Origin of the sequence: Moritella sp. PE36, assembly GCF_000170855.1 — a bacterium.
GTDB lineage: Bacteria > Pseudomonadota > Gammaproteobacteria > Enterobacterales > Moritellaceae > Moritella.
Genome location: NZ_ABCQ01000081.1, coordinates 1 through 14,690 on the forward strand (window position 1 = coordinate 1; position 14,690 = coordinate 14,690).

12 protein-coding genes and 1 pseudogene are annotated in these 14,690 nt (G+C 40.5%); 9 read left to right on the forward strand and 4 right to left on the reverse strand.

Annotation, left to right across the window (positions count from 1 at the left end):
- Positions 1 to 1,361, reverse strand: a 1,361-nt coding sequence (gene metG, locus PE36_RS22410) for a methionine--tRNA ligase (RefSeq protein WP_043994992.1), incomplete at its 3' end; no start/stop codon positions are given.
- Positions 1,362 to 1,561: 200 nt separating this feature from the next.
- Between metG and apbC the strand changes: the two are divergent.
- The 3 genes and pseudogenes from apbC to dcd all read left to right on the forward strand — a co-directional run.
- A pseudogene (apbC, locus tag PE36_RS22415) lies at positions 1,562 to 2,641 on the forward strand (iron-sulfur cluster carrier protein ApbC); the annotation flags it as partial.
- Between the two features lie 152 nt (positions 2,642 to 2,793).
- Positions 2,794 to 3,438 carry a uridine kinase gene (gene udk, locus PE36_RS22420; protein ID WP_006034405.1) on the forward strand — a complete coding sequence of 215 codons (645 nt, stop codon included), beginning with the start codon at positions 2,794 to 2,796 and terminating at the stop codon, positions 3,436 to 3,438.
- 69 nt (positions 3,439 to 3,507) lie between these two features.
- Entirely contained in the window at positions 3,508 to 4,110 is a 603-nt protein-coding gene (dcd, locus tag PE36_RS22425; RefSeq protein WP_006034406.1) for a dCTP deaminase, read from the forward strand.
- 112 nt (positions 4,111 to 4,222) lie between these two features.
- Here dcd and PE36_RS22430 read toward each other — a convergent pair whose 3' ends face one another.
- Positions 4,223 to 5,614 (reverse strand): YjiH family protein, encoded by a 1,392-nt coding sequence (locus PE36_RS22430; protein ID WP_006034407.1) that lies wholly within the window; start codon positions 5,612 to 5,614, stop codon positions 4,223 to 4,225.
- 615 nt (positions 5,615 to 6,229) lie between these two features.
- Between PE36_RS22430 and PE36_RS22435 the strand changes: the two genes are divergently transcribed.
- Complete coding sequence (locus PE36_RS22435) at positions 6,230 to 8,158, forward strand: AsmA family protein (RefSeq protein ID WP_006034408.1); 1,929 nt, start codon at positions 6,230 to 6,232, stop codon at positions 8,156 to 8,158.
- Between the two features lie 83 nt (positions 8,159 to 8,241).
- Here the strand turns inward: PE36_RS22435 and sbcB are convergent, their stop codons facing one another.
- On the reverse strand, positions 8,242 to 9,684 hold the full coding sequence (gene sbcB, locus PE36_RS22440) for an exodeoxyribonuclease I (RefSeq protein ID WP_006034409.1): 1,443 nt from the start codon (positions 9,682 to 9,684) through the stop codon (positions 8,242 to 8,244).
- A gap of 141 nt (positions 9,685 to 9,825) precedes the next feature.
- A complete protein-coding gene (locus PE36_RS22445) occupies positions 9,826 to 10,542 on the reverse strand; it encodes an MOSC domain-containing protein (RefSeq protein WP_006034410.1) in 717 nt (238 codons plus the stop codon).
- A 338-nt stretch (positions 10,543 to 10,880) separates the two neighbouring features.
- On the opposite strand from PE36_RS22445, the gene PE36_RS22450 reads away from it, so the two are divergent.
- The 5 genes from PE36_RS22450 to PE36_RS22470 all read left to right on the forward strand — a co-directional run.
- On the forward strand, positions 10,881 to 11,468 hold the full coding sequence (locus PE36_RS22450) for a hypothetical protein (protein WP_006034411.1): 588 nt from the start codon (positions 10,881 to 10,883) through the stop codon (positions 11,466 to 11,468).
- Between the two features lie 136 nt (positions 11,469 to 11,604).
- Positions 11,605 to 12,324 carry a tRNA-uridine aminocarboxypropyltransferase gene (locus tag PE36_RS22455; protein ID WP_006034412.1) on the forward strand — a complete coding sequence of 240 codons (720 nt, stop codon included), beginning with the start codon at positions 11,605 to 11,607 and terminating at the stop codon, positions 12,322 to 12,324.
- A gap of 236 nt (positions 12,325 to 12,560) precedes the next feature.
- Entirely contained in the window at positions 12,561 to 12,920 is a 360-nt protein-coding gene (locus tag PE36_RS22460; protein WP_043994991.1) for a DUF2784 domain-containing protein, read from the forward strand.
- Positions 12,921 to 12,938: 18 nt separating this feature from the next.
- The gene (locus tag PE36_RS22465; protein ID WP_006034414.1) at positions 12,939 to 13,694 is read left to right on the forward strand and encodes an alpha/beta hydrolase; all 756 of its coding nucleotides are present in this window, start codon (positions 12,939 to 12,941) and stop codon (positions 13,692 to 13,694) included.
- Positions 13,695 to 13,757: 63 nt separating this feature from the next.
- Positions 13,758 to 14,690 (forward strand): Gfo/Idh/MocA family protein (locus PE36_RS22470; RefSeq protein ID WP_006034415.1); only part of this gene is annotated, 933 nt, incomplete at its 3' end.

Below are 14,690 nucleotides of genomic sequence, written 5' to 3' on the forward strand. Positions count from 1 at the left end.
ATGTATGCATTTGCTTTATCAGCAAGTGCCATAATTTCTTTGATCGCTTTGCTAAACTCACGCGTTTCGTAGTATTGAGCAATAGTATCGCCAGCAGCAACGAATTCAGCTAATAATGCAGGTTCTGAAATTTCGCTTGCTAGTTTTGCATCAAAACGTTTGTAGATGAAACCAGCCGTACGGCTTGCAAGATTCACTACTTTACCCACAACGTCAGAGTTTACACGTTGTGCAAAATCTTCTAGATTCAAATCTAAATCAACAATCTTGCTGCTTAGTTTTGCTGCGTAGTAATAACGTAGGTATTCTGGGTTTAGGTTGTCTAGGTAAGTACGCGCCATAATAAATGTACCGCGTGATTTAGACATTTTCTTACCGTTTACAGTAACAAAACCGTGTGCAAATACACCTGTTGGCTTACGGAAACCCGTGCCTTCAAGCATTGCTGGCCAGAATAGGCTATGGAAATTGACGATGTCTTTACCAATGAAGTGATAAAGTTCAGTCGTTGAATCTTTTTTGAAGTACTCGTCAAAATCAAGGTCGTCACGACGATCGCAAAGGTTTTTGAAGCTACCCATGTAACCGATTGGTGCGTCTAGCCAAACGTAGAAGAATTTACCTGGTGCATCAGGGATCTCGAAACCAAAGTAAGGTGCATCACGACTGATATCCCACTGTTTCAGGCCTGTTTCAAACCATTCTGCGAGTTTATTGGCGATTTCATCTTGCAGTGCACCTGAACGTGTCCATGTTTGTAACATGTCAGAAAATGCAGGTAAGTCGAAGAAATAATGCTCTGAATCTTTAAGTACTGGCTCGGCACCAGACACAACTGATCTTGGCGAGATTAAATCCGTTGGCGAATAGGTTGCGCCACAAGCGTCACAGTTATCACCATTTTGATCTTCGCTCTTACATTCTGGGCAGATACCTTTAACAAAACGGTCCGGTAGGAACATTTCTTTTTCAGGATCGAATAGTTGTGAAATTACACGTGTTTTGATATGACCATTGTCACGCAGACGCGTGTAGATCATAGTTGCAAGTTCACGGTTTTCGTCACTGTGCGTTGAATGGTAATTATCAAAATCAACATTGAAATCAGCAAAATCAGCCATGTGCTCAATTTTAGTCTGCGCGATCATTGCTTCCGGCGTAATGCCGCGCTCTTGCGCTTTAAGCATGATTGGAGTGCCGTGGGCGTCATCTGCACATACATATGTACATGTGTTACCACGTTGCTTTTGGAAACGAACCCAGATGTCAGTCTGGATATACTCAAGCATATGACCTAAATGAATAGGGCCATTGGCATAGGGTAATGCGCTTGTTACTAAGATTTTGCGTTCTGATGTCATAAAAATCTGATTCATCTTGAGGTTAAAAATAAAGTTATCCGATGTTACCTGATACGACCTATAAAGCATAGATGTTAGGCTAAAAACCCTGCTATTTTTAGCGTATTTATTTGTGATTCTTTGCTTTATCATTGATATAGTAGATTAATAAAGTATAAATGCTTAAAAGCTAAACACTTACAAGCTCAAATAAAGAGGCGGTTATGGATATTGCAAAGATCACTCGGCTCGTTGGTATTTTTCAACCTAAAAATTGGTTAAAAAATATTGGCGACAGTAATGTATTAGAAACAATTAGCAACAAGGACGGTTGTGTTGAGATCCAGATACGGTTACCGTTTCCATCGTTGGATTTTGAAAACGAAGTTAAAACCAAGTTAGCACCCAAAGTAGCGCTAATGAAAGGCGTGGAAAGCGTTGAATGGGTGATAACGTTAGACATTGCGACCTTAGCCCGTTGTAACGACGCGCCTGCGATTCATGGTGTGAAGAATGTCATTGCGGTTGCGTCTGGTAAAGGTGGCGTAGGTAAGTCAACAACCACCGTTAATACGGCACTGGCATTGGCGAAAATGGGTGCGAAAGTCGGCATCATGGACGCGGATATTTATGGCCCATCAATACCATTGATGCTTGGGGTAAGTGATTCTCGCCCAGAGCAGTACGATGGTAACAGCATGAAGGCCATTAACGCACATGGATTAGCGGTTAACAGTATTGGCTTTATTGCGTTACATGATCAAGCGATGATCTGGCGTGGTCCAATGGCGAGTAAAGCATTAATGCAGTTGTTAAATGAAACGCATTGGGGTGAACTCGATTATCTATTTATCGATATGCCACCGGGCACGGGTGATATTCAATTAACCTTGAGCCAAAATATTCCGGTGACGGGCGCATTGATCGTATCAACACCACAAGATGTTGCCCTTGCTGATGCAGCAAAAGGCATTAGCATGTTCAGACAGGTGAAAGTACCGGTATTGGGCGTTGTCGAAAACATGAGTACCCATATCTGTAGTAACTGTGGTCATGAAGAAGCCATTTTTGGTAGCGGAGGTGTAGTGAAAATGGCGGCTCGTTTTGACACTGAATGTGTTGCTCAACTACCGTTACATATTGACCTGCGTGCGGATATTGATGCTGGTACCCCAACGGTTGCAGCACGACCTGATTCTGAGTTTGCCGCTATCTATGCGCAATTAGCAAATGATATTGTGAGTAAAATGTTTTTTCAAACGCACACTATATCAACAGAGATACCTATTAAGCTAACGTAATGTAGGTACTTTGATGCGCTAGTATCGATATTTATTAGCTTATTATAGGTATTTACTAACTTATTATAGGTATTTTTAGGTTTACTCTAGAATGACAGTCTATAAATTTCTATAATAGCGGTGTCTTAGGCTCCCAACGGATCATTTTATTAATGAATAATATATCTAACTCTTGTGTGATCATCGCAATCGCAGGTGCTTCTGCATCTGGCAAAAGCTTACTTTCGTCAACAATCTATAATGAACTTGTTGCAGAGTTTGGCGAATCACAAATTGCAGTAATTACCGAAGATTGTTATTACCGTGATCAAAGTCACCTCGAGATGGAAGAGCGAGTTAAAACAAATTATGACCATCCACAAGCGATGGATCATAAATTATTGTGCAGTCATTTACAGGATTTAAGTGACGGCAAAGCAGTAGAAATTCCAACGTACAGCTATACCGAACATACGCGTTTGGCTGAGACGATTAAATTGACACCCAAGAAAGTGATCATTTTAGAAGGTATTTTATTACTGACAGATCCAAATATCCGTGAAATCATTCACGCAAGTGTATTTATGGAAACCCCGTTAGACATTTGTTTTATCCGCCGTTTACAGCGTGATGTTGCCGAACGTGGCAGAACAATGGAATCGGTAATTGAGCAATACAATGAGACGGTTCGTCCAATGTTTTTACAGTTTATTGAACCATCAAAACAATATGCGGATCTTATTGTACCGCGTGGTGGTAAAAACCGTTTTGCGATTGATACATTAAAAGCGAAGATTTGTCAGTTACTTAACGACTAATTTAAGTGGTTTGTTGTATCAACGCGAAAAGCATTATAATTAATACAGCATCTATTAAAGAGAGAAAACATGCGCCTGTGCGATACAGATATTGAAAACTACTTAGACGATGGTCGAATTTCGATTGAACCAAGACCTGACCAAAGTAAAATCAGTGGCGTAAGCGTTGATGTTACTTTAGGTCATGAATTCCGAGTATTCCAAGCACATAACGCACCTTATATTGATTTGAGTGGCCCTAAAGAAGAAGTGGCTATTCAGCTTGATAAAGTCATGAGCGACGAAATCGTTATTCCTGACGGTGAAGCATTTATCTTACACCCAGGTGAATTCGCTTTATCGGTAACGTTTGAGAAAGTCACGTTGCCAGCAGATATCGTGGGTTGGTTAGATGGACGTTCATCACTCGCTCGTCTTGGTCTTATGGTCCATGTAACAGCACACCGTATTGATCCAGGTTGGTCTGGTCGTATCGTGCTTGAGTTTTATAACAGTGGTAAATTGCCGCTAGCATTACGTCCGAAAATGACCATCGCTGCGTTAAACTTTGAAACACTGACTGCACCGGCTGCACGTCCTTACAATAAACGTAAAGATGCGAAGTATAAAAATCAACATGGTGCCGATACAAGCCGTATCAACCAAGATGACAATGCTAATCAAAACGCATAATGGTTCAGTCATATAATGACTAGCTAACTGGACTTAATTAGAATACAAAAATGCCCATCACCGTTAAAGTGATGGGCATTTTTTTGTTTACGTTTTCTTAGCTAACCGTAATTTAGAAGATAAGATGTGCAACACCAGTGATAATTGGCAGTGTTATGATTGTACGGAGTACGAAGATAATAAATAGGTCAACGATGTTAACGGGTATTTTACTGCCTAACAGTAAGGCACCCACTTCTGACATATAGATAAGTTGCGATACTGATACACCGGCAATAATGAATCGAGTCATGTCGCTTTCCATTGATGTAGCAAGAATACTTGGTACAAACATATCAGCAAAACCAACCACTAATGATTCAGATGCAAGTGCAGCTTCTGGCACGTTCATGAACTCAAGGTAATACATGAACGGTTGACCAAGTACTGCAAACACAGAGGTATATTCCGCGATGAGTAGTCCAATTGTACCGATTGCCATTACGACAGGTAAGATACCAAACACCATGTGTGTTGCATTTTTTAGACCTTCGATAAACACAGTGCTATATGACGTTACTTTTGATGCTCTATCGACTGCTTGTTCAATACCCCATGAGAACACAGAGTGTCCAGTTGGGATTGACTCTAAATCGTGGTTCTTTGGTGAGCCATCAATATAGATATCTTTTTTCCAACATAGTGGTGGCAGTTTAGGCACAATGATCGCCGCTACGATACCTGATAATGTGATTGCCATGTAGTAAGGTAAGAAGTATTGCTCTAAGTTAACCTGCGCAATCACAACGAGACTAAAGGTAATCGATACCGCAGAGAACGTAGTACCAATAACAGCTGCTTCGCGTTGAGTATAAAACTTCTCTTGGTACTGCTTATCCGTTAATAAGATACCCACGCTGCCGTCACCTAACCAAGAGGCAATACAGTCTACCGCAGAGCGTCCTGGTAGATTGAAGATAGGGCGCATGATTTTAGTACATAACGCGCCACACAGCTCCAGCAATCCAAAGTTAAGCAATAAAGGCAGTAGCAGACCTGCAAAGATAAATACTGCGAATAAGGTTGGTAATAAATCGTTGAGTACCAAACCACCGGTATTTTCATTCCAAATATATTCTGGACCCACTTGATAAACAGTTGCGATAGTAAAAGCACAGCTGAGGATTCTGACGATTAGCCAAAGTGGTGTTGGCATGAATAGCTCTTTGAAGAATGCACGCTCAGTAATAAATTTGGGTTTAAGCAGCACTGCTAGTGTGGATGCCACAGCCATGAATGAAATGATGACGGTAATGATATTAAGTAAATAACCGTCCAATACAGACATTAACAATTTTGCTAATAAGGCGACTGGAATTGTCATGTCACCTTCATAGGTAACCGGTGTCATGAATAAAAATAAGCCGATTAACGAGGGTAACAAAAATCGGAGTAGTGATTTATTACCTGAGTTTGTTTTATTTATGTCACGCGGTGATTCAGCGTAAATATTATTATCTTTCATTAAATAGTTCCCTTTTATAGGGCTAACACTGAGGATCAAATTGATATAACAGTGTTGCCACTAAATATTCCATTTCTATTTGTATATCTATTTTTACTATAAAGTTTGGAGTTTTTAACTGCCTTAAACTTAATTGCCGGAGATAGTAACTGCGAATATACATGTGAGAAACATATTATTAACACCATGTGTCAGGCGTCATGAAAATAAAATGTTTTATGGAACTTTAGGTGCGCTACGTCACATAAATCGGTTTTAAAGCTAATTTATTATATGGATTAGTGTGTTTTTTCTAGTTTTATATTTCAATAAATAATAGATATGCAGTAATTGTGATTATGTTTTCGTATTTAGGCTATATTTGTGAATAATATTCAAATAACGAAATTGTTTTTATGATTGTTTTTTGAGCTGAATGTTTCGTTTTACAGAATATAATGAGAAATTTCTGAAATATAACTAAAACTTGTTAATTATTTGTATCGATAAGATGTATTATTGTTAATCCTTCTGCTTTCTGGTAATTACATGATATTATTAGGCTAGCTGGCGTTAATATAATGCTTGCGCGTTATCTTAATTGATTTAGATGTATTTTTATAAGGTGGTTTTAGGATGAAAAAAGTACTGCTTGGTATTGGCGGGCTCATTGCGATAATTTTTATCGTCGGTGTTATTGCAATGAAATTCCTAGTTAATGAAGAATTAATTAAAGATAATTTGATTGAGCAAGCAAAGCAATTGACTAAACAAGACGTCACGATTGAAGGGGACTTACATTTAACTTTTTATCCACAGATTGGTTTTGAATTAGGTAAACTTACCTTATTTAATAAACATGAATATTCAGACTCGACACAAATTGAAGTGAAGAGCGTGCATGCCGCCGTTGAGCTTATGTCGCTATTAACTAAAACAATTGTGGTAACGAATGTGAAAGTTGATGGCTTAACAGTTAATGTAGAGACGTTATCTGATGGCCGTAATAACATGGATGAGTTACTTGCTAGATTAGCGCCGCCAGAAAAGCCATTATCAAACGAAGATATTCAAGCGATTAAGGTAACTTCAGAAGGCGAGATTGCCAAAAGTGAATATCAATTTGTAGTTGAAGGGGTGAATATAACCAACGCCCAGTTATCTTTGAATAATCGCCAAGACGGCACATATCATAAATTGTCTGACAGCAGCTTAAATATAGGCGAATTTGCCTTTGGTAAGCCTGTTGCGATCACATTAGCTGCAAACTATCGTACCAATGAATTAACCGCTAAATTAAATACCAGTATGGTCCTCACCGTTGATGAGCAATTTAACGAAATTAAATTAGCACAGCTGGATAATAAACTCGCGTTAACTGGCAAGTTACTACCTCGCCCAGAAATGAATATTTCACTGCAAGGTGACCTGACCTATGACAATGCTTATAAAACAGTAAAATTTGTAGGGCTTAAATTAGCTGTCGATGAACTCACAGTCACTGGTGATTTGTCTGTCGATGTATTTTCAAAGCCTAGCATAGAATACAACCTCGCAATGAATACCCTTGTCGTTGATGATTGGCTGCCTAAGGTTAAACCTGCAAGTACAAATAACGAATCAGCGGCTAAAGGCGCAGCAGGTAAACAAGGAGTAAGTCAGACTGGTAAAAAGCAACAGGCAGAAGTTGAACCGGATCTTAGTGCGCTATCAAGTGTTAATCAAAAAGGGTCATTGACGATCACTCAAATTAAGCAAGGCGAGTATGTCTTGGATAATATTAAACTACAAAGTGAGTTAAAAGATGGTGTATTCCAGTTAACTAGACTGTCGTCTGATCTTTATGAAGGCAAGTTAATGGTTAAGGCCCTGTTAGACAGTAATAAGACGCCAGCGATATTCAATATGAATAGTACGCTGGAAAAAGTGCAGTCAGAGCAATTAGTCACAATCGCGGCAGGTAAAAAAATGCTGACAGGTTTGGTTGATGTAGACGTGCGTTTAAGCGGTAAAGGCTTAACCATGACCAAGTTGAAGTCGATGACTAAGGGTACGATTAATACAACGTTTTCTGATGGAGCTGTGTTAGGGATAAATGTGGCACAAGAAGTGCGTAAAGCGATTGCTATGTTTAGCAAGAAACCTGTCGGTAATGCGGATCAAAGTGAACAGACAGATTTCAGCGCGATGGTGGCAAACTTTAAACTCGGTGGCGGTAAGTTAACATCGACGAAGATCGATTTGGCTTCACCTGCGATCAAGGTTGATGGCAAGGGCTATGCAGATCTGATGCGTGAAAAACTTGATTTTACTTTTGGCGCCTCAGTGGCCGAAAGTATTGGTGGCCAATCGAGTTCAACAATGAAGGCTATTCGTGACTTGCGTCTTCCTGTCGAAGTGAAAGGCAGCTTTGCAGCGCCAAGTATTAAAGTTGATTTCGGTGATATTACTAAACAAGTCATTGAGCTTGAAAAAGATAAACTGATTGATAAGTATCTTGGGTCAGACGAAGACAAGAATAAAATTAAGAATGAAATATTTAGAGGTTTGAAAAAACTATTCTAATTTGGGGTTAATATAAAAAGCCTGTTAGTGATATCACTAACAGGCTTTTTTAATGCGCTCATTTTAATTTGCTTCGTTAGCCGCTATGCACCAATGATCGTCTGACCATAGAGGTATAGTTGCTGCAGCAGTTTCATTTTGCGTTCGTCATGACTATTTTCAATCGCCAATGCATCTAATCGGTCAAAATAGGCAGGTGCACTGTCTTCTAACACACTACGGCAATGATTAAGCCATTTTTGTTGCTCAGGCATTGATAGTAAATGCGGGAAGTTACGCGCACGATAACGGAAGAACAACTCGTTAAAACGTTCATCACTGATTTTTAGTTGCAATCCAACTAATTGCTCGGGTGCTGTTTCGCGTAATATTTCAAAGTTAGCTTTATCCCCAGCGCTAAAGAAACCATCGTAGATCATGGCATCAACATTATTTGATTTTGGATATTCACGATCTACTTGATAAACACCAACCACATTCTCGCGTAGCGTTGCGCTTTCTTTTAAACGTTTAAGGTTTGCTAAACAGGCGTTGCGATCAATGCCTAAACGTTCTGCATTTTCAGGCAATAAGGTTTTCGCTGGCGCTAGCACTGGACACTTATTGATATGAATAAGTTTCAGTGGGATAGGGGCCAGGTCACCGAGATCTTTCTTGGGTGTATATAAACGCTCACGCAGTTCATCTGCGCTTAACTCTAATAACGGCGTAATGTCTTGGGCTAAGTCAGCCACGATCACGGCATTATTGTTGGTCGGATGCCAAGCTAGTGGCACAACCCAGCTTGTGAAACCACGGTCGGCACCGAACATACCACTCACATGCACTAATGGTGTCATGTTGATGATATCAATAAGTGATTCTACTTTACGCTTGCTACGCAGATTAAATAAGAAATCAAATAACTTAGGTTGTTTTTCTTTAACCAATTTAGCCATAGCAATGGTTGCGTATACATCTGATGTCGCATCATGGGCATTGGCGTGTTCAATACCATTGGCTTTCGTTAATAGCTCAAGACGCATGCTTGGCAGGCCATCATCATTTTCTGGCCATACAATGCCTTCTGGACGCAGTGCATAACAAGCGCGCATCAAATCAATAATATCCCAGCGTGAGTTACCATCTTTCCAGGTGTGTGCGTATGGGTCGTAGAAGTTACGGTAGAAGATATTACGCGTTACTTCATCATCAAAACGGATATTGTTATAACCAATGATACAGGTGTTTTTGTGGCTAAACTGCGCTTCAATACGTTTACTGAATTCTGCTTCATTCACACCTTCAGCTTGGGTCTTTTGCGGTGTGATCCCGGTAATTAAAGTGGCTTCTGGCGAAGGAAGGTAATCATCTGACTGACGGCAATAAAACATATCTGGCTCGCCGATCACGTTAAAGTCCATATCGGTGCGAATGCCAGCAAATTGAGATGGGCGATCGAGGGACGGGCTTAACCCGAAAGTCTCGTAGTCATGCCAGTAAAAAGTGGGTTGGTCAGCTGCTGATTTATTCGAATTGTTATCCATACTACGCCTTGTTCTTATTCATTTTTATCTAATTAAATACAGCGGATACTTAATGGCTTGAAAACTTATGAATATATGCTGTTAAACGATAGTGAGAGGGTAAGCTAAGCGCGAATAGATGGCAAGTTATAAAGCCTTAGATTAAGCATGATCGAACAATCTAAAATTCCAATTCTCAACGGTATTCGTTTCTAAGCGTGCTTTGGCCACTTCAGCCCAAATAGGTGAGAGAGCAGGTATTTCTATCAATCGGGCTAGATTGGCTTTGTTTAATGGCTCACTAAAGAATAACTCACACACTTGTTTCACTGTTGTCGCAGAGTCTAGCCGTTTAATTCGGATTAAAGCATCATTTTCACTTACCATTCCTGGTGTGATAACGCGATATAACCAACCGCACCGACTGAGCGTTTGCATCTGCACAGAGATATCAGCGACATCCCAACGGCCATTTAATTTAAAGCAAGGCAGGCGCGGTTGACTCACTTCGATTATGGCTTCACCCCATTGGTATTGATCACCGATACACACATTTTCTTCAGTCATACCCACTGCACTGATGTTTTCGCCCATACCTGGAGCTTCAAATTGAGCTTGTTCGTCACTGCGAGGGGAAAATGCTTGCTGCCAAAATGAATAATGCTCGGTAGGGTACTGATGTAAAGCACGCTCAAGACCACCGTGATATTTTTTATCGGCGGTGGTGTCTTCTGCGAGTCCGTGCACAGAAAGGTAAATGCTGTGATTTACTACTTTTTTATTAATGGCAGACTCAAAACCATAATGCTGCGTAACCTGACCGATATAAATTTTAACCTTGTGTGGTTGAGGTGTGACTGGTGATGAAGCGTCAGGCATTCGAGTATTTCCTTATTAATAAAATGTAGTCGCTGTATTTTCATCTAAGCAATTCGAAACCGCAAGGAGAATAACAAAACGGATAACATCTATTTTCGAAATTGAATCGCGGCTAATTTAGTGAAAAATTATTGTTATTTTTTTGTTCATTTCGAACACTAAAAAATTAATTTAGTCTAGTCTAAATGAAGTTGAAAGTGCACATTTATGAGTTATCACATTATTTTTAGGTTTTTTTCGTAAATATGCTTTTAATCACAGCGACAAAGGTATAGAATCCGCCTCCTAATTTTTACAGAAAGCTACTAAAATGTAGCCGGTTATCTGCAAGGTAGACAATGAGTCATTACACAGTTTTAGGTTTATCAACATGGTTCGAATTAGTCGAACGCATCGGCTCAGAAGCAGAAGCCAAGACGTATTTTTCAGAAACGAAACTGGTTGAGTACAACAGCAGAACTTGTCTCGAATTAATTGAAGCAGGTATGTTGATGCATTTGAAGAATTGGTTAGCTGTACAATACCAAGAATTCAAATCAACTGGTGAACGTTTACGTCGTGAGCAAGTCTCGCAGTCTACAAATTCTGTCTCAAGTAAACTTTACTCGATAGAAGTGATTCGAACTCGTCCGCAAATGGTTGGACAACCAGTGCCACAACAAGTACAACATCAAAGACAACATGTTGCATCGTCACAATTTGCGACGAATCAGGTTCGTCCTGTACATGCGACTGCTGCTGTGAAGCCAGAAGTTGCAAGACCTGTTGTTGCTGCTGCACCTGTTGCGCCACCAAAGCCACGCGTAATAACGTCTAAAATGCCAGCACCAGAAAAGAAACCTGCTGCTGCATCTATGGCTAACTTCTTTATGCGTCAGGTTCGTGCGACTAAATCTGAATTGGAAGACCGTAAGCACCATAATTAAGTAACGCTTGACGCGTACCTTAACTATGTGAATGACTCAGTAGCAAGTGTTGTCCCACGACGGTGGTGATAGAACTTGGTTCTGGGTCATTTTTTTATCTGCATTTTGGCAATTTATTTCTAAGTGGTATCACTTTATGCGCATTCATAATGTTCATCGATTAGCAACACAGCGTTTAGCTGACAGTACCAAACCTTTCAAAGCTCGTGGCGGTCGATTAATTCGTTGTGATTACTGCATGTTAGGCAAGCAATTTTGTATTTGTGAACACCAACCGTTAGTAAAATCGACAGCTGGCTTTATGCTGGTGATGTTTGATTATGAAATGATAAAACCGAGTAATACTGGCCGTTTGATTGCAGATGTCATCGAAGACACATTTGCTTACCAATGGTCACGTACAGAGCCCAATCAAGAGATGATCGATATCATTAACCAAAGTTGCTGGCAGCCATTCATTATCTTCCCTGAAGAGTATGTGGTTGAGCGTGAGCGGGTACAAACAGGGCCATTAATAATTGAGCAGGGTAAACGACCGTTATACATCCTACTTGATGGTAGCTGGCGTGAAGCGAAGAAGATGTTCAAAAAAAGCCCGTGGTTAGAAGATATACCGGTGATCTCATTTGATCCTGACGTCGTTTCACAGTATCAGATCCGCAAGGCGGCAAAAGACAATCAGCTCGCAACGGCAGAAGTTGCATCACTGGTGTTGGGTCATCATGGTGAAGCGCTGAATGCGGATATTCTTGGCTGTTGGTTTGATGTTTTCCGCGAACGTTATCTCGCCGGCACTAAGCAGCTTAATGTCGGTGTCGATGCAGCGTTGAAGCGTTTACAAACATTAACGGTTTAATTTCAATTATACCTATGTGTAAGCGTCCGTACAGCTTGTATGAGACGCTTATTCATATCAAAAATCCCTTCGTTTACCTTGTCTGTTATTTTATACCTATCACGATAAATAATGGATCCTTATTTAACGCAATTGATATTAGAGTTCCTAGACTTAATAATAGAACCCTGACTTACTACTGACCGTGAGTTTGTTATTGCCATTCTAAGCGCTGCGTTGATTCTGAGGGGGACATATTGGTTTATCTAATATTGACGGACTTGGTGGTCATCATCCATGCGCTGTTTATTCTTTTTGTAGTATTGGGTGGACTGTCACTCATTGCTCGCCGTTATTTGATTGTTGTCCATCTTCCCGCTGTCATTTGGGCATCATTAATGAGTTTTATGGGCTGGACCTGTCCTTTGACGCCGCTGGAAAATTATCTGAGAAATGCTGCTGGTGCCGACGGGTATACCGGCGGATTTGTCGAACATTATCTCATGCCAATTCTTTACCCTGTTGGGATCACCGCTAATATTCACATTATACTTGGCATTTTTGTTGTAGTTTTTAACATCAGTATTTATATCTTTGTTTATTATAAACATAGCTAAACAAGATAGGGAGTCGTCATGAAAAGCATGTTGATCACCATGATCGTGTTCTATATCGGTATTTGTGTTGTGTTATTCGTATTTCAACGCAACTTCTTGTATTTTCCGCAACCAGCAGCGCCAGTAAATGATGTAGCAGCAATCAGCTTTGATTCCGATGGTGAACAGTTACGTGGCTGGGTGGTTAACGAAGGGCGCGCTAAGGCGTTAATGTATTATGGCGGTAATGCCGAAAATATCGAAAACAACATCGATTTTTTTAAGGATGTGTTACCGGATTATAGCGTCTATCTAATTCCCTACCGAGGTTATGGCAACAGTACGGGATCGCCCACTGAGGAGCACCTCTATCATGATGCCTTGTCTGTTTTCGACCGGGTAACCGTTAATCACGAACAGATAACCCTGATGGGCAGAAGTCTCGGTACCGGCGTTGCGACTTATGTTGCAGCGAACCGACAAGTAACCAAGTTGGTATTGATCACCCCCTTTGATAGTATCGTGAATGTCGCTAAGTCGGTTTACTGGATGTTTCCGGTAAACCTGTTGCTTAAAGATAAATACTTGTCAATAAATCGCGTGGACAAAATTACCGCTCAAACCTATATCTTCATTGCTGAGCACGACCAGGTGATCCCCCGAGCAAGGGCTGAGTCGTTAATTGCGCAGTTTGCTGAGCAATTGGTGGCGACTATTTTGATCACCGGAGCCAGTCATAACGATATTTCGCAGTACCCGCAATATGTCACAGAGTTGAAGCGGGCGCTGGACTGATATCTAAATAGCATATATTCTTTTGCATACTTATTACATTCAATATTTTTAGATGGATAGAATATGCAGAGTAACAAAGAAATACAATTACCTATTCGCTGGGGGATCATCGGCTGTGGTGCTGTCACAGAATTAAAAAGCGGCCCTGCATATCAAAAAACAGACGGTTTTAAACTTGCGGCTGTAATGCGACGTAATCTTGCTCTTGCACAAGATTATGCGTTAAGACATAACATTGAAGCATACTCCTCAAATCCTGCAGATATTATCAATAACGATAATATTGATGCCGTGTATATTGCCACTCCTCCTGATAGTCATAAATTTTACGCCTTACAAGTGGCAGACGCGGGTAAGCCTTGTTGTATCGAAAAACCACTGGCACCCAGTTATGCGGACAGTTTGGCGATTCACAATGCGTTTAACGACAAAGACATTCCCTTATTTGTGGCTTACTATCGCCGTTCATTACCGCGTTTTAATAAAGTGAAAGCATTACTTGAATCAGGTGCGATTGGCCAAGTAAGAACGATTAATGCGTTTTTAAATAAACCAGCCAACGCATTAGATCTATCGGGTGAGTTTAATTGGCGAACAGATAAACAAGTCGCTGTTGGTGGTTACTTTGACGATCTTGCCAGTCATGGTCTTGATCTGTTTGCTTATTTGTTGGGTGATTTTGATATCGTGAAAGGACTTGGTACCAATCAACAAGGCCTCTATTCATCGTTAGATTCAATATCAGCATGCTGGCAGCACAAGAATGGCGTAACCGGTGTCGGAAGTTGGAATTTTGGTGGTTGTACAAGACAAGATCGGGTGCTGATCACAGGCAGTGAAGGGGAGATCAGTTTTTCTGTGTTTGATGAAATGCCCGTGACGTTACAAACGTTAACGGCACGCCAAGAGTTTATTATCGACAACCCTGAAAATATCCAGTTATACCATGTACAGAATATGCGTGAACACCTGGTTAATAACATTGTTCATCCATCA